Source organism: Halosegnis marinus (assembly GCF_029338355.1).
Classification (GTDB): domain Archaea; phylum Halobacteriota; class Halobacteria; order Halobacteriales; family Haloarculaceae; genus Halosegnis; species Halosegnis marinus.
Genome location: NZ_CP119803.1, coordinates 1 through 15,306, shown reverse-complemented (window position 1 = coordinate 15,306; position 15,306 = coordinate 1). Strand labels below are relative to the sequence as shown.

Annotated in this window: 13 protein-coding genes and 2 pseudogenes; 11 read left to right on the top strand and 4 right to left on the bottom strand. The window is 60.7% G+C overall.

Translation table 11 applies throughout. The annotated features are described in order from the left end of the window. Positions 1–4 precede the first annotated feature (4 nt). Complete coding sequence (locus P2T37_RS14870) at positions 5–769, top strand: ATP-binding protein (RefSeq protein WP_276236280.1); 765 nt, start codon at positions 5–7, stop codon at positions 767–769. Between the two features lie 444 nt (positions 770–1,213). On the opposite strand, the gene P2T37_RS14865 is transcribed toward P2T37_RS14870, so the two are convergent. Then, entirely contained in the window at positions 1,214–1,552 is a 339-nt protein-coding gene (locus P2T37_RS14865; protein WP_276236279.1) for a hypothetical protein, read from the bottom strand. Positions 1,553–1,959: 407 nt separating this feature from the next. On the opposite strand from P2T37_RS14865, the gene P2T37_RS14860 reads away from it, so the two are divergent. The 3 genes from P2T37_RS14860 (at position 1,960) to P2T37_RS14850 (ending at position 6,991) form a co-directional block, all read left to right on the top strand. Then, positions 1,960–5,997, top strand: coding sequence for a hypothetical protein (locus P2T37_RS14860; protein ID WP_276236278.1), 4,038 nt, complete (start codon positions 1,960–1,962; stop codon positions 5,995–5,997). A 119-nt stretch (positions 5,998–6,116) separates the two neighbouring features. After that, positions 6,117–6,677 (top strand): hypothetical protein, encoded by a 561-nt coding sequence (locus tag P2T37_RS14855; RefSeq protein WP_276236254.1) that lies wholly within the window; start codon positions 6,117–6,119, stop codon positions 6,675–6,677. Continuing rightward, positions 6,674–6,991, top strand: a complete 318-nt coding sequence (locus P2T37_RS14850; RefSeq protein ID WP_276236253.1) for a hypothetical protein — start codon at positions 6,674–6,676, stop codon at positions 6,989–6,991. The genes P2T37_RS14855 and P2T37_RS14850 overlap by 4 nt, the downstream gene beginning before the upstream one ends. A gap of 136 nt (positions 6,992–7,127) precedes the next feature. Here the strand turns inward: P2T37_RS14850 and P2T37_RS15510 are convergent. Together P2T37_RS15510 and P2T37_RS14845 are read right to left on the bottom strand one after the other, a co-directional pair. Then, a pseudogene (locus tag P2T37_RS15510) lies at positions 7,128–7,217 on the bottom strand (type II toxin-antitoxin system VapC family toxin); the annotation flags it as partial. Positions 7,218–7,262: 45 nt separating this feature from the next. Then, positions 7,263–7,775: a group I intron-associated PD-(D/E)XK endonuclease gene (locus tag P2T37_RS14845; RefSeq protein WP_276236277.1), complete on the bottom strand. Its 513-nt coding sequence runs from the start codon at positions 7,773–7,775 to the stop codon at positions 7,263–7,265. Positions 7,776–7,888: 113 nt separating this feature from the next. Between P2T37_RS14845 and P2T37_RS14840 the strand changes: the two genes are divergently transcribed. From P2T37_RS14840 to P2T37_RS14820, 5 genes are all read left to right on the top strand, one after another. Then, positions 7,889–8,572, top strand: a complete 684-nt coding sequence (locus tag P2T37_RS14840; RefSeq protein WP_276236251.1) for a P-loop NTPase family protein — start codon at positions 7,889–7,891, stop codon at positions 8,570–8,572. Then, positions 8,573–8,857, top strand: a complete 285-nt coding sequence (locus tag P2T37_RS14835) for a DUF8156 family protein (RefSeq protein WP_276236250.1) — start codon at positions 8,573–8,575, stop codon at positions 8,855–8,857. After that, entirely contained in the window at positions 8,838–10,964 is a 2,127-nt protein-coding gene (locus tag P2T37_RS14830) for a type B DNA-directed DNA polymerase (protein WP_276236249.1), read from the top strand. Before P2T37_RS14835 ends, P2T37_RS14830 begins: the two co-directional genes overlap by 20 nt. 73 nt (positions 10,965–11,037) lie before the next feature. After that, a complete protein-coding gene (locus P2T37_RS14825; protein WP_276236248.1) occupies positions 11,038–11,544 on the top strand; it encodes a hypothetical protein in 507 nt (168 codons plus the stop codon). A 159-nt stretch (positions 11,545–11,703) separates the two neighbouring features. After that, the gene (locus P2T37_RS14820; protein WP_276236276.1) at positions 11,704–12,714 is read left to right on the top strand and encodes a Cdc6/Cdc18 family protein; all 1,011 of its coding nucleotides are present in this window, start codon (positions 11,704–11,706) and stop codon (positions 12,712–12,714) included. A 49-nt stretch (positions 12,715–12,763) separates the two neighbouring features. Here P2T37_RS14820 and P2T37_RS14815 read toward each other — a convergent pair whose 3' ends face one another. Continuing rightward, a complete protein-coding gene (locus tag P2T37_RS14815) occupies positions 12,764–13,276 on the bottom strand; it encodes a hypothetical protein (RefSeq protein WP_276236246.1) in 513 nt (170 codons plus the stop codon). 153 nt (positions 13,277–13,429) lie between these two features. Here P2T37_RS14815 and P2T37_RS14810 point away from each other — a divergent pair, with 153 nt between their 5' ends. Further along, the gene (locus tag P2T37_RS14810; RefSeq protein WP_276236245.1) at positions 13,430–13,855 is read left to right on the top strand and encodes a hypothetical protein; all 426 of its coding nucleotides are present in this window, start codon (positions 13,430–13,432) and stop codon (positions 13,853–13,855) included. Between the two features lie 769 nt (positions 13,856–14,624). Further along, positions 14,625–15,305 (top strand): annotated as a pseudogene (locus P2T37_RS14805) (Cdc6/Cdc18 family protein); the annotation flags it as partial. Between the last annotated feature and the right edge of the window lies 1 nt (position 15,306).

The window sequence follows — 15,306 nt, the reverse complement described above, 5'->3', positions numbered from 1 at the left end:
AGGGTTGGCGGTCGTCGACGAGCTCGACAAGGGTGCCACTGCGGATCTCGATGCGCTCCATACGGCGCTTGAGTCCCAACGCGTCCTCATCTCGAAGGCCGGCAAGAACGCGATGCTCCCAGCCAAGACGGCACTGTTGGCCGCGGGCAATCCCACCGGAGGGCATATCGATCCGAGCACAGAAATCGCCGACCAAGTCGATCTCCAGTCCCCGCTCCTCTCCCGGTTCGATCTGATGTTCGTCGTCCGTGAGCGCACCGAGGAGGCGTTCGTCGAATCACTCGCCGAGATGATGGTGACCAGCCGGACGGCAGCCGGCAAGCAAGCGCGGGGAGAGGCCCTCCCTGACGCCCAGCGACACACCATCGAATCCGATCTCTCCGACCGGACGATCGTCGCCTACATCGCAGCCGCGAAAGAGTACCAGCCGGTCATCCGCGATCCTGCAGTGACACAGCTCGTTACCACATGGTTCACCAACCTCAAAACCGATCTCCCGAATCGCTACCGCCCCGACCAGTACGACGCCGCGGGCATGACCGACGAGCTCCCTGCGCTCCCAGTCACCGCCCGGAAGATCGGTGCAATGATGCGCCTGATGGAAGCGAGCGCTCGGTTGCGTCACTCCGAGGAAATCGAGGAGGTGGATTTTCGGACGGCGAAGCCACTGATCAGTCGCTCGCTCGGCGATATCGGGATCATGCCCAGCGACAACGCTGCGTTCGGGTCCGTGGACGCGGATGTGCGCCCGGGCGAGGTGGGCCTGTGAACGCCCACAGGCCAGCGCGTGTGCTCGCCTGCAACCGCGACGCGTCGACGCACGCCTCGGTCCACACGACCGCGTCTACGGCCGCACGTGCGGCTGACGCGCACCGTCCGCGCCGCGGTGGACGCGCAGGCCGGGACAGTACTGGGCCGGCGCGCACGCGGGCAGCGGGACTAGAGGTGATCACACATGCGTAGCCAGGCCGGTACCCGCGTCGGCGCGCGAGCGCTTGCAGTCATGTTCGCGCTCTTGCTCGCGACGAGCATGGTCGCGCCCGCAATCGCGCTCTCGGGGACAAAAGCGCCCGCGACGCCACCGGGTGCGCCACCGGCCCCGCACGCGCCCGCCCCAGCGCTCGGTGGCGCGGACACTGACACATTCGCGAGCGTGCCCGTGAACAACACGACGACCACTACAGACGACGTCGAGTGGGATGGTCCTGCCTCGTCAGTCACGTCCGGGCTCCCGGCAGCCATCCAATCGGAATTCAACGACATCTCTGCCGATGATTTCGCGGGCGTTCAAGCGACGGACGCCGCCGACTCGCTCACTGTCGAGCTCACGTTTGATGGCGACAGCGTCGACCCGGACTTTGCGATGAATTTCACCTCGGATCGCGACATCGGCCGTGTTGTCGGCATCCCACAACAGGCGCTCGAACAAGCGCTTGGACGAACGCCAGCGTTCGCGACGGTCGTGAACAGCGAGACGGACGAACGGACGACCCAGCCGATTCGGTACGTCGAGGCCAACGCCCAGACGTATGCCCTCGTTCGCTTCGAACATTTTTCGACGAACACGGTCTACTTCGAGGGGAGTGTGTCTGTCTCCGCCGACCCGGCGCAGGATGGCGCCTCATGGACCTACAATATGAGTGACGCCGGTGCCGCGGGTGTCGAGAACTTCACCGTCACGCTAACTGGCGTGGAGTCGCGCTCATGGGATAACGTCTCGGCATCGACGCTGCTCAACGGTGAGAGCTTCCAGTATCAGGTGGGCGGCAACGCGAACGCGACCGGGCCGAACGGCTCGCCAACGGTGACGCTCACGGGAACGACCGAGTCGCGGGTTGCCTCGTGGATGGGGACGGATCTCGGATCGGGCGGTTCGACATCGGTGACCGTTGACGGGAACCTCGCCCCGACGGGCGAGTCGGTGACGTTCCACGGCGTCGAGACGACGACCCAGCAGTCGTGGTCGACTGCAGGGGCCTCAACCGGCGACACGAAAGACATCACCGTCGGGGGAACATCCCGGCGGAGAACGGGCTCATCCAGTTTACTGGCGTCGAAACGACGACCAGGCAGACGTGGAGCGGCGCGGGCTCGGGGACGACCATCGCGGTCGACGGGAACGCCCCGCCGCAGAACGCGACCATCTCCTTCGAAGGGCAGGTCCCCACGAACAGCCGCACGGTCTCCGGTGCGAGCGGGTCGTCGGTCAGCGTGGGCGGGAACCTCGATCCGACCGGCCCGTCGACGAACAACGAGCCGACGGTGACGCTCGAAGGGCGTGGCTCGAACACGGCCGCGATCGCGAGTGGAATCGACGGTGACACCGTCTCCGTCAGCGGAAACCTGGAGCCGACGAACGCGCAGGTGACGCTTACGGGCCGGACGACGACGACGTCGAACGATTACTCGTGGTCGAACATCGTCGCAACCTACGGAACGTTCAGCCGGGGAATATCTGTAGACGGAAACCTCGACCCCACTGGGCCATCGTCGAACAACGAGCCGGAGATCGAAATCACGGGGCGGACGCTGACGGCGAACGCGTTCGACACTCAGGACACTATCGGGCCCGCAAACCGATTCCACAACTACGGAATCCCGGTTCCGAATGGGGGAACGATCACCGACCTCGACATTAGGTGGAGCCGCAATTCGCTGGTAGACGGCGGGCATCTTGAGATATATTTGGAGCGGGGAATGCCCGATCAAACGCTCGACACGGGCTCCATGACATACGTAGGGTCGTTCACTCCACCAAGTGGGCAGAATAGTGGTACCGCCAACGTGGGCATCAGTGACTTCGATCCCGGAGGGTACAGCTATGTGACGGTGATGTTCCTGTCCCCCGATAGTGGGCGACCAGTGATTCCGATGGATTCGACAGACGAAGCCGCGCTTCGGACCGATGACAGCAGTACCTATAATCAGGCAGCGGACATCACGGCTGTCTCCGAACCCGGCAACGTGAACGTCGATTTGGACAACGGTGAGTCGTACTATGCCGGGTTTATCGGGAGCGGTGGGACTCAGACAGTCGAACTTCCCGCACTGGATACGTCTGTAACCGAGATCACGATTGCCTCGAATGGCGGCGAGTTCGACGCTAGCCTTCGGATGAACGAGCGAAGCGCAACCGAGGACCCCTCGGTGGATATCGACGGTGATGGAACCGCGGAGGCGACCGCGGCCGGGGTATTCACGCAAGGCCAGACGACGACGCTCAGCCTCTCGGAATTGACGACCGGCACGCAGACGGTCGATACTGGGTCCTCTTCGGGTCCCGCCCCGGACTGGTCGCTTGACTACACGGAACGAACGGCGACGGAGGACCCGTCGGTGGACATCGACGGTGACGGCTCTCCCGAAGCGAGCGCGACCGGCGTCTACCAAGCCGGCGACACCGTGACGGTGGAGGTCCCATCGCTCGCCACCGGTGACAGCACGGTCACGACCAGTGCCGGCTCCGGGCCCGTGCCCGACTACTCGTTCTCGTTCACTGAGCGCACGGCGACGGAGGACCCGTCAGTAGACATCGACGGTGATGGTACGCCGGATGCCTCGCACAATGGTATCCTCACAACCGGGCAGACGAGCCAGCTATCGCTCCCGAACCTCGGCACGGGGACGCCGACCGTCGACACGTCGACGACCGCGGGGACGACTGGCTGGACCATCACCGCCGACGAGACGTTCATCACCGAGGACCCGTCCGTGGATCTCGACGGCGACGGCGCTCCCGAGGCGAGCTACAACGGGCAGATAGCGCCTGGTGCAAGCGCGTCTGTCCCCATCTCCGAACTAACAGCCGGCTCGCGCACGGTGGAGACATCGACGGGTGCGGGCGTCGTGGACTGGACCATCACCGCCGACGCGGTCACCGCGACGAAGGACCCAGCCGTCGATCTCGATGGCGACGGCTCGCCCGACGCAAGCTACACCGGCGTGATCCGCGACGGTGAAACGCAGACGGTCGACACGGCCGGTCTCGCGATTGGCACCCAACAGATAACGACGACGCTCACGAGCGGGCGCGCCAGCTGGAACCTGACGGCGACAGAGCGGATGGCCACTGAGGATCCAGCCGTGGACCTTGACGGCGACGGGACGGCCGAGGCGTCCGTCTCGGGCCTCCTATCCGACGGCGAGACGCGGACGTTCGACATCGGCCCCCTCGCGACCGGCACGCACACCGCTTCCATGTCGACGACGGGCTGGTCAAGCGCGACCGTCGAGCTGACCCTCCAGGAGCGAACCGTCACGGAGGACGCGACGGTGAACATCAACGGACAAACGATCACACACGCCGGCCAGCTGGCGGACGGCGAGACGGCAACCTACACAGCCGACGCGTCGTGGATACAGCCGGGCGAGAACACGGTCAGTGTCTCGGCGGCCCCGTCGCTGTCGAGCGATGCACCGACTGCTCGCGTTGGTATCAGCTACGAACATACAGCGCGGTCGAAGCAAACGGCGAACTACACAGCGACAGAGTGGACAGAAAGCTACGAGGTGAGCCACACCTACGCGGGTAACCGTGAGAGTGCAAGCCTCACGATCCCATTCCAGAAGTCCGTCGTCGCCGTACGCGATCTCGAAGTTCGCCGCGATGGCCAGACGTGGTCGCCCGTCGACACCCCGGGCTACACGCTCGAGGAGACGAACCTCACGGTCGCATTCGGCGCCGTCGAGCAGGCTGAACGCGTAAGCGTCCGCGTCACTGGCGTCGTCACGCGAACATCTGGCGGGAGTATCGAGGTACTGGATCCGTCGGTTGCCGGTGAGGATCTCAACACGGCGTTCGCGGTCTCCTCGCGCGTCCCCGGTGAGCCGCTCGCGATTGATGTCGGCAACACCTCACGGGCGAACGTTATCCACTACATCGACGCTGCAACATGGAACCAGTCGTCGTCATGGGTCTCAGAATCGACCGGTGGGCAGCGTGTCGTCATGCAAAACGCGACGGCAGACGGCGAGGCGACGATGCGGACACTCCCGGTGTCGGTGTCCGTCGAGACGGGCGACGTCGAGGTGACTGTCATCGATCCCGATCCAACGGCACCGACGTTCGCTATCTCCCCTGGTGAGTACGATGGCGACGAGCTGACCATCGCGTATCACAACACGACGACGGGCGAGACCTACCGGCTCCAATCCGTCTCACGCGGCATCCAGCTCGCCGAGGACGAAGCCGAGTCACCAGCAATCTTCGATATCAGCGACGAGCCACAGATAGTCCGTATCGAGCACGTGGACGGTAGTGAGAACGCCTCGGTGGCGGGCGGGGCTGGCCCGTCGGATGGCACCTCAAACGAGAGGGGCGGCTTTTTCACCGGAAACCTGGTGTCGATTCTCCTCGCAGGCGGCGCAGGACTGGGACTACTAATCGCCGTCGTGCTCGTCGTTGGTCGGCTCCGTCGCAGTCACGACAGCGATACCGAGACCGGTACCCAGCGCGACACCAACGACGGCCGTGGCGGTGTATCGGGGCTTATCGGTCGCTTGGCTGGTGGCGTTGGCACCGTCATCACAACAGTCGGCTCGATGTTTCTGTCGCTCCTGGGTGTGGGCTTCCGCATTCTGAAGCAGGAAACATGGCTCGCCGGTGGTGTCGTGATGCTCACAGCGATCTCTCTCGGCGCGGGGGGTCTCATTCCGGCGGCGACTGTCCGCGTGCTCATCCTCGTTGGACTCCTGGCCGGCGTTCCGTTGTTCATGCGCCGGGTCGGTGTCCAGTCGCTGGCGCTGTACGCGCTTGTTGCCGCCGGCATTCTCGTGTTTGGTGCAGAGCTCGTCGCCCCGGGCGTTCTCACAACGACAATCACGACGCTCGGGCCGATCGTCGTCGTGATCGGTGGCGCAGCCCTCCTGTTGTACCTCTGGAACCGGCGGAAAGACGCTGGGACCCCCGATGAAGTGAACACAATCCAGTTTGAGGGCGCAACAGTCACGCGGGACGCGATGGACACAGAGGAGGGCGCCGACTGGTGGTCTCGATAACTCCCGACGACTGGACGGCCCAATCGGAACGGGAACGGCAGCGTGCACACCGACACGGCCAACGATTTACGCGAACGGCGTTGGCACGCATCATGCTCGGTGGTTTGTTTGCGATCTCAGTGTGGCGGCTCCTCGCAGCGCCACTGGGCGTCGGGTATGCTGTCGTCCCTGCGCTGTTGCTGTTCATCGGGTGGTGGGACGCCCATGTCGCACACGAACACCCGCTCGACCGACTCCCGCGACACGCATTCCCTCTCTCGTTCGGGCCGGCAGCGAGCGCCTGTGGAACCGCAGCCCTTCGCGCGGTGAGACGCGGGACGCCACTCGGTCGCGCCCTCGCGTGGAACTACGGGGGCACGGCCGCGGCACAAGCGCACTACGAAGGAGCGCTCGCCCGCCACGAGACCGCCCGGACTCGCTATCGGGCGTGGGCTCACCACAGGACGCCTGAGACAGTATTCGCCCCCGAGGGCGTGCAGCTGTGGCGTGTCCTCGCCGGGGCGTGTGGACGCTGGACGCTGACCGTCCTTGCGGGTGATGTCGACCCCGTTGCGACGGCCAATGCTCGTGCAGCTGCACAGCGCGCCCACACCGAGCGCCTACTCCACCAGATGCTCTCACACGGATGCGAGCGCGGCCAGGCGCTGTACACAGTCATCGAGGAGCACGACCACCAATGATGGCCCCGGTCAGTGAGGCACTGCAGCTGGCCGTCGCGTACATGCTCGACACGTTCGGGATTGTTGGCGTCTCGGCCGGCGCCCTGGTTTCGACGGCGATGCTCCTCTATGCAGGGGTTCGCGCGCACATTGTGTTCGGCATCGTCGTTGAGCTCGCCGGAGCCGCCGCCCGGCATGGGGCTGTTTCACTCGTTGTCACGACCGCCGTGTTTCTGGGCGCGCTCTTTGCAGGCGTAATTCCCGGAATTGACTGGCAGGTACTTGGAGGACTGGTGACGGAGCTCCTCGGGTGGCTTGGGTCACTGGTCCGTTGAGGTAGTGGTGCCGTGATCCTGCGACGGCACCAGACGATCGGCAGCCCTGGCACGTTCATCGGAAGCAGACTGGCTGCATCTGTCGCCAGGAGTGGAGCTGATTGCCTCAGTAGGTGTCGACACCCACCGCCCAATTTCAGCGTCCCCGTTCAATGCGATCGACGAGTCCATCGAAGTCCCGATCGAAACTCAACACTGCATCGATGTCCCGTGATTCACACAGCGCGAAACTTAATTACTGTCTCAAGGGGGCAGAAGAAGGCGCTTGTACTCACTCATCACGCAGCTTCCGAAACGCTCGTTCGAAGGTATAGTCGTCGATCAGCTTTGCCAGATCACGATTGTGTTCGTTCATGTTCTCCCCCGTCTTATCCAGGACACGAAACTCCTTCCCGGTATCTGTGACCGGGACGTAGAACACTTTGTTTGGGCCAGGTGCGTACCCCGCAAAGAGATCAATTTCGTCGTTGGTATACCCACCAGTTGGTATCGAATACTTCCAGCTCTTATCTGTGTCCTGTCTGGCCTTCTTAACCTGCACACGGAGGAGCTCGTCTTCCCTGTCTGCGATCAGGTCGTATTTGTACAAGCCGTGGGTGTATGAAACGCGACAATTGTGCTCGACGAGATCTGCCGCCGCGTGAAATTCGGCAGCTCCCCGTCGACATGCCCAGGATTTCGGATTACATCTTCCGGAGCCATTTGATAGTAGACATTCAGAATTGTGGAGGGTAAATAGTATCAGGGGCCGATGAGCTACGACACAGAAGAGATCGATACACACGGAGTTTCACAGACGTAGGACTCATCACCGATCACACCACACTGAACCCCGGAAACCCGGAAACCCGGAAGCCCACACTCGACACCTATCCATCCTGGCGTGCATGCGGCCCCATGGACACACCATCCAGCCGCACAAGCCATCGCCGACAGGCCATTCCAGACATTGATTCTGGGATTACACATCTACAGGTTGACCACCCGCAGTCGCCCGCATTCCACGAAATCGTCCTCGATGCACTGCCGACAACCGACCATGCATACTGGGTCGATAGTCGGAACGTGGCCAGTACCTATCGGCTCTACGAGCGGGCCCACTCGGAGGCCACACTTTCCGGGTTACAGATCGCTCGAGCGTTTACCGCCTACCAGCATTTCTCCCTGTGTCGCAGGCTGGTGGCACGAACCACCAGCTCGACAGGATTGCTCTGCCTGCCGAACATCACGTCGCTGTACCGTGACGACGATGTTCCAACACACGAACGCGATGCGCTGCTTGATGCTGTCCTGACTGGCCTGAAGGGACTCGCCGAAACCTACGATGTGGCCGTACTCGTCTCAACAGCCCCCACCGACGAGCTTGCCGACCGCGTCGCGACGGTCGCTGACCGTGAACTAACAGCCGAGACGACTCCCTTTGGCTGTTTGTTCGAGGGTGACGATTTCGAGACAAGGGCCTACCCGGTCCAGGGAGGCTGGCAGACGACCATTCCATATTGGGTCGAGCTATTCGGCGCAGTCAGCGACACCACGCTCGTCGAGGCTGCATCCGAGATGGAATTTGCCGGGGTGGCATAGATGGGCCGGACCAGTCCCACGTACCGGCGGTTCCTTGAGGGCCGACGGGATCAGTGGGGCGATTACCGGCGCGCGCTTCGCCATGACGCGACGCAGGACTTCGATTCCGTGTTCGCCTACGCAGAGCAATACGCCGATGCCGCCGGTTATCTCAATCGGAGCGATCCGACAACGGCGCTCCTGTTATCGATGGTGATTGGGCTTGAAGCAGAGCGTCGCCAGCTCGAATCGCGAGTGGCCAAGCTCGAAGAGACCGAGGAGACCGATGCCACTCTTGACGGTTGAGTTTCACGACGGCGGCGTGGTCGAGTGGCACGCAACCAGCGATGGGGTCGACACCGTCACGAATCCCGACTATGCCCCGACGCTGTACATCGATGGCCCTGATACTGCGCTTGTGACGCTCCACGAGCGGCTCACCGACGATCCAAAAGTCGTCCACCTCGCTGCAGAGCGCCACTACACGGAGCTCGGCGCCGAGACGCGGACACGTGTGCTCCGAGTGGACGTCGCCCGTGAACGGGAGCTTCGAACGCTTGCGAACGAGATCCGCCATCATCATGAGCCGGCGGCATTCCAACCCGCGACCTTCCGCCTGTACAACGTTGACCTTTCACCGCAGTTTCGCTACTGCCTCGAAACGGACACCGAACCAGTCCCTGCCCGGGCGCTCCGAACACTTGAGCTGACTCTCGCTGAGCCGCACCTCGCCGAGAAACGCATTGACGCCCTCCAGATCGACGGTGAGACAGTTGCCGGAGACACTGCGACCACGCTCCGAGTCCTTGCCGAGCGACTCGACACGGTGGATCCGGATGTCCTTCTCTGTTCGTCGGCTCAGCTGATCCCACTGCTTGAATCGGCAGCGGATGACCACGGCCTCGACGCGTTCGCGCTTGGTCGTCGCTCTGGGTATCAACAATTAGCCGGGGCGAGTACCTACGAGAGTTACGGCCAGGTGGGACATTCGCCAGCCCGATACGCTATCCCGGGGCGAGCCATCATCGATCGGTTGAACAGCTTCATGTTGGATAAGGGTGGCCTTGAGGGAATCCTCGATCTCGTCGAGCGCTCGTGGAAGCCGATTCAGGAGACTGCGTGGGGATCGATCGGCAACATTCTCACGGCGATCCAGCTTCGCGAGGCGACCGCTCGCGATGTCCTCGCGCCGTGGAACAAGTGGGATCCAGAGGCGTTCAAGTCCGTCGAGCAACTGCACGCCGCCGATCGAGGGGGTTTCATATTCTCTCCAGAGGTTGGCGTCCACGAGGATATTTCAGAGATCGACTTCGGTTCGTTGTATCCGAACATTATGTGCGAGTGGAATATCTCCCCGGAGACGACGGACTGCGACTGTCATGACCGTGCAGACGTGCCGGGACTCGACTACTCGCTGTGTGATGACCGTGGATTCATTCCGGACGTCCTTCGGCCAATCATCGATGATCGAGCCGCCTACAAAGAGCGAATCGCCACCACAGACGATCCCACAGAGCGGGCACACTTCGAGCACCGCGCGGATGCGTTGAAATGGATTCTCGTCTCGTGTTTCGGCTATCAAGGCTACCGCAATGCGAAATTCGGGCGGATCGAGTGTCATGAAGCGATCAATGCTGTCGCTCGCGAGCTCATGCTCGACGCGAAGGCGCGACTGGAACGCGGGGGATGGCGTGTCGTGCACGGAATTATCGACTCGTTGTGGGTGACTCCGCGTGTCGACACGCACGAGCCGCTCGCCGACATCTGTGCAGCTATCACTGACGATGTCAACATTCCGCTCGAACACGAGAACGACTTCGAGTGGGTTGCCTTCGTCCCGAAACGTGACTCGGAGGCCGGTGCGCTGACGAAGTACTTCGGGAAGGTCGCTGGTCGCGACGAGTACAAGTTCCGGGGGATCGAGACACGCCAGCGATCGACCCCTGCGTACATCGCCGATATCCAACGGCGGCTCGTCGAGACGTACGATCAATCGCGTGATACAGCTACTGTTATCGAAGAGCTCTCCAGCGCGCTCACGCGGCTGCGTGACGAAGACGTCGACCCAGCCGCGCTGGTCGAAACAGCGCGAACGTCGAAGCCCTTGGAAGCATACACGCAGCGAACGGCGACGACCGCGGCGCTGCGACGGGCGCGCGCCCTCGGGCTTACGCGTGCCCCTGGCCAAGATGTCGAGTATGTTATCGTCGACGACGATACGCACGGTCCCGAGCGTGTGCGACTCGCGTTCGAGGAGATCGAAGCGTATGATCCAGCCTACTACGCCACAGAGCTGATTCGAGCAGCCACAAGCGTGCTCTCCCCGATGGGGTATGGGGAGACGGACATTCGGCGTGAGCTCCGTGAGACGACGGAGCGAACACTCACATCGTTCTCGAAAATATCGGAGTAACACCGCCGCCCGGCACGGTATAGTGTCGTCTCAGCCCCAAAGGGTAAGCAATGTAGAACGGACATCTCAGCCGATGAAGCCAGAAATTCGAAGACGCGACACATGGTCGTTCAATGGGGGTAGAGAGATCATCGAGGCGAAAGGATTGAAGCAGGAGCTCCCAGCAATTGCGGAAGCGTATATCGACCATGGTGGCGGGAACCAATACCTGAGTGAGCGACGTGAGCTACTGGACCCACTCGGCTGGGAACAGGAAGTATCCGTGAAGTTTGAAACGACTGTCGGCTACGACATGGTTTCTCGCCGAGCCAGCTTTGACGCGTATAAGGATGGGGTTGTGGTCGAGCACGAAAGCGGCGAGCAGATGCGCGCAAATTGGCACCTGATGAAAATGGAGATTGCTCATCGCGATCCGGACGTGTTTTCGATGGGCAGAAGCGCTGATGCAGGTGTGCTATTGATCCCCTCATACGTCAATTTCCCCACACTTGGTCGAACAGAAAATGACGTTCAGGCGGTGCTCAAGCAGTATTTTGATTTCTCGATTCCTCTGTTTGTGTGGGAGTATCCGACATCGTGACCACCGGGTTCTCACCCAGTCAGGAGTGATCAGGACATAGACACAGTGAAAGATACCCTATCGAAATCGCCTATGAGCAGTCGACTCTCCCAAACCCGGAAACCCGGAAGCCCGCCCCTGCCGCTTATGCCCTCACAGCATATCTCCCTTCGATAACAGATGCTTCACAACGCCCGTGTGCTCGATGCGGACTGGGTTCCCGGGGACGTTGTCCACCGGAACGCGGAGAAAAACCGCCTCCGGAACGCCCTCGAACCAGTCGTTGAGGGAGACGTCCCCCAAGACACACTCATCGAAGGACCCTCGGGCGCAGGGAAGACATGCCTTGCACGCTTCACCACAGCGAAGCTGGAGGAACAAGCGCTCGGGGTACAAACACAGTATATCGACTGTTGGAACCACTCGAAGCGCTTCCGTGTGCTCCTCGACTTGCTCGACGGAATCGGTCCAACCCACCAGATCCGTCGGAACACCCCACAGGATGAGATGTTGCGCCAGCTGGAGGAGCTTGCAGAGCCGTATGTTGTGATTCTCGATGAGGTCGATCAACTTGCCGATAAGGATCTCCTTCGCGAACTATGGGCGATTCCGGAGCTCACACTGATCCTGATCGCTAATCGCGAGGAGGACATCCTCGACCCGCTTGACGAACGTGTTCGATCACGATTGCGGGGGGCAATGCGGATTCACTTCGATCAATACAGCCACGACGAGCTCGTCGCGATACTCGAAGCTCGAGCGAAGGCTGGCCTCGCCCCAGGCGCGATTGATGCGCCCCACCTGGACCACTTGGCAGATGCAGCTGCCGGAAACGCTCGTGATGCGATCACCTTCCTCCGCCAAGCAGCCCAAGAAGCGGAATGGGATAGTGCCGACACAATAACAGAGGAGCACATTCGAACGGCGATCCCGGCTGCGAGAGATACCCTCCGGCAACGGAGCCTCGATAAGCTCACTGATGATCAACGACTCCTCTACGACATCCTCCTTGAATCGGGGGCGCTGATGCCGAAGGACATCTATGAGCGATATACGGGACGAGTCACGAGCCCGAAATCGAAACGCACTGTTCGAAAGTACCTCAGCAAGCTCGAGCAGTATAACCTCATCAGAAGTGAGGGTGAAGGCCCAAGTCGGCGCTATACGCCCAGGCGCTCGCGGGGAGAATGACTGGTTGAGTGACGTCAGGGGAGGACTCGCATACAAAGTGGATTACCGTTCAGACGTCGTCTGAGAAGACGTCTTCAAGCTCCTTGTCAAGCACATGCACCACTCGTGCTCTCGCTTTTTCATCATCTGCCCAGAATTCAGGCCGGTACTGCGCTACAGCTGATGTTTGCAGGACACAAGTAACGGCATCGTCAAGCTCATCCTTTCCAAAATCGCTGGAATTGTAGACTGGTTGGCCGACACGCTCGATCAGAGCGTACTCGATCGCGTCGCTACTTTGGAAGCTTCGTGCCTCGGAACGGAGTGAATCGGCTTTTTCGATGTAGCCAGCCCAAAGGGCGATCGCAGCGGGATAGTTATCCCACTTGAAGAGCTCCTGGAGAGCTACCCGTAATTTATCAGGTTCATCTTCGGAGCGTTCTCGGATATGCCGCCTGAACGCATCACGTTGGAGTTTGGCCGCACTATCGAGCGGTCCGGAAGTTAGATTGAGTAATTCATCGAGCTCATCTTCAGTGAGGATCGGGGTTATTTCCTCATACAGTTCGTTCTGCTTATCCATATATGTGCGCAGATCCGTCGGTGAGTTAACTGTTCGGGAGAGGATGACGAATGTCAGTGGCGAGCAAATATAAGAGGCAATTGAACAGGGGCATCTGGGTCAGCCGAGCGACTACCCAAACCACCAAGTCGTGTTCCCAGCAACTACGAACGAATGGCCAACAGCATCAAAAACTCAGGGGGCGGGCTCGCGCTTCAAATCACGAAGCCAGCCCGGACGGCTGGGCTTGTCGAAGAGGTAGACGGAGAGACGACCACCCTCGCTGATCTTTTCGTCGTTGCGGTCGATGGGACACTCCTCGTCGGAAATCGAAATCGGATCGATGGCCGTGAACGTGTTGAGCTCGTTGGGAGTGTAGCACGAGATGCGGACTCGATTTATCGTATTGTCTACACGGCAGTCCAGATCGAAGGCCACGGCTATCAAGTCCAGTTGCCGAACGCTCGCGACGCGGGATTTGAGCGTGGTGACACAGCCCCCGTGATCACAGCTCCAGATATGTTACTCGTGACTGACGGAAGCCACCGGACAACGCGCCGTGCCGAGGATCTCGCGACGATTCGGCGAGACCAGATATAGTGCGTTCGTAGAGGCTACGAACAACAATTCGTCGAGACAGACACCATGTTTCCGGTGAAAGCACGGGCACCAGGACATCAAGGGTAGGCTGTCGTTCGTAGAACATACGAACGAAGAACACACCTCGTTTCCGATGAAATCCCGGATAGCAATCGAGGGGTGGAGAAGTTCACCGGAAGCCCGGTGTCCCCACCTCGGTCGTGGTGGAGCGAAGAAGTGACCACGACTCACCCCTGTCTCGTCGCGACACCTAAGCGACGATCCACGCTCCGCGCGATACGAGGAATGAGAGAGTAGCTGGGGATAGGTGGTCGTTGGCACCCTACCGAGACACACACACCACGTTTCCGGTGAAATCGTGGTTAACGGTTCTCGAGGAGGCTATTCTCGGCCGATCTTCACTCAAGATCTAGACACGTGTCTTGCTAGAGTTAAGACCCCACGGTCGGAACAGCTCAGTGACTCCAATTTCTAGTGGATTCGATGGAGCAAGAGTCCTTGCTCCAACGTTCGATATCGGCACGCAGGGAGTCGGAGGTGCGGCTCTTCGTGTAGTTGAGGCAATTCGTGAACCCAAACACAATTCGCGTCCCGATGGTACACGGGCTCTCGTGGCGGTCTACTCCGATAACAACCGCCCTTCCGATGAATCCTATCCTCCGTTTCGACTGCGATCCTTACGCCCTCGCACCGTGTTTCACCGGAAACGTGGTGTGTGTGTCTGGGAGGTAGATTCAAGTAATTTCACCGGAAATGCGGTGCCAAGCGCATGTCACAGGGAGACGATCTTTTCACTCGGGAGGATCCTATCTTTACCGATAAGGAACTTCTCGAGATCAGCCACCTACCCGATGAAGGCCGCATCGTAGGCCGAGACGACGAAATCAAACAGCTCGCGAACGCCGCAAACCCCGCGATCTTCGGGCAGAGCCCGAGTAACGTCCTCATCTACGGCAAGACGGGCACCGGCAAATCGCTGTGTGCCAAGTACGTCACGTCGCGATTGGTCGACACGGCCGAGGAGGAAGGGGTCACCGTCGGCACCGCCTACGTCGACTGTGCGCAGGATACCACAGAGACCCAGGCTGCACAGACGATTGCCGCCGCGCTCAACGACGACGAGCTCACTGGGATTAACATCCCGGACAAGGGCATTAGCACGGCAACCTACTACAAGCGGCTCTGGAGCATTCTCGATGACACCTTCGATGTCGTGTTGATCATCCTCGACGAGATCGACAAGCTCGAGGACGACTCGATTCTGATGCAGCTTTCGCGCGCTGGCGAAGCAGGGAAGATCGACTCTTGTAAGATCGGCGTTGTCGGGATCAGTAACAAGATCAAGTACAAAGAGCGGATGGATGAACGCGTCAAATCTTCCCTGTGTGAGCGTGAATTCGTCTTTCCGCCCTACGACGCCGAACAGCTCGGCGAAATTATGCAGGCCCAGA

What these genes read in the sequence shown, in the direction of transcription:
- P2T37_RS14835 (WP_276236250.1), top strand. Translation starts at nt 8,573, where the DNA reads ATGGGCCGGACCAGTCCCACGTACCGGCGGTTCCTTGAGGGCCGACGG.
- P2T37_RS14830 (WP_276236249.1), top strand. Translation starts at nt 8,838, where the DNA reads ATGCCACTCTTGACGGTTGAGTTTCACGACGGCGGCGTGGTCGAGTGG.
- P2T37_RS14820 (WP_276236276.1), top strand. Translation starts at nt 11,704, where the DNA reads ATGCTTCACAACGCCCGTGTGCTCGATGCGGACTGGGTTCCCGGGGAC.
- P2T37_RS14825 (WP_276236248.1), top strand. Translation starts at nt 11,038, where the DNA reads ATGAAGCCAGAAATTCGAAGACGCGACACATGGTCGTTCAATGGGGGT.
- P2T37_RS14840 (WP_276236251.1), top strand. Translation starts at nt 7,889, where the DNA reads ATGGACACACCATCCAGCCGCACAAGCCATCGCCGACAGGCCATTCCA.
- P2T37_RS14815 (WP_276236246.1), bottom strand. Translation starts at nt 13,276, where the DNA reads ATGGATAAGCAGAACGAACTGTATGAGGAAATAACCCCGATCCTCACT.
- P2T37_RS14810 (WP_276236245.1), top strand. Translation starts at nt 13,430, where the DNA reads ATGGCCAACAGCATCAAAAACTCAGGGGGCGGGCTCGCGCTTCAAATC.
- P2T37_RS14865 (WP_276236279.1), bottom strand. Translation starts at nt 1,552, where the DNA reads ATGTTCGAAGCGAACGAGGGCATACGTCTGGGCGTTGGCCTCGACGTA.
- P2T37_RS14850 (WP_276236253.1), top strand. Translation starts at nt 6,674, where the DNA reads ATGATGGCCCCGGTCAGTGAGGCACTGCAGCTGGCCGTCGCGTACATG.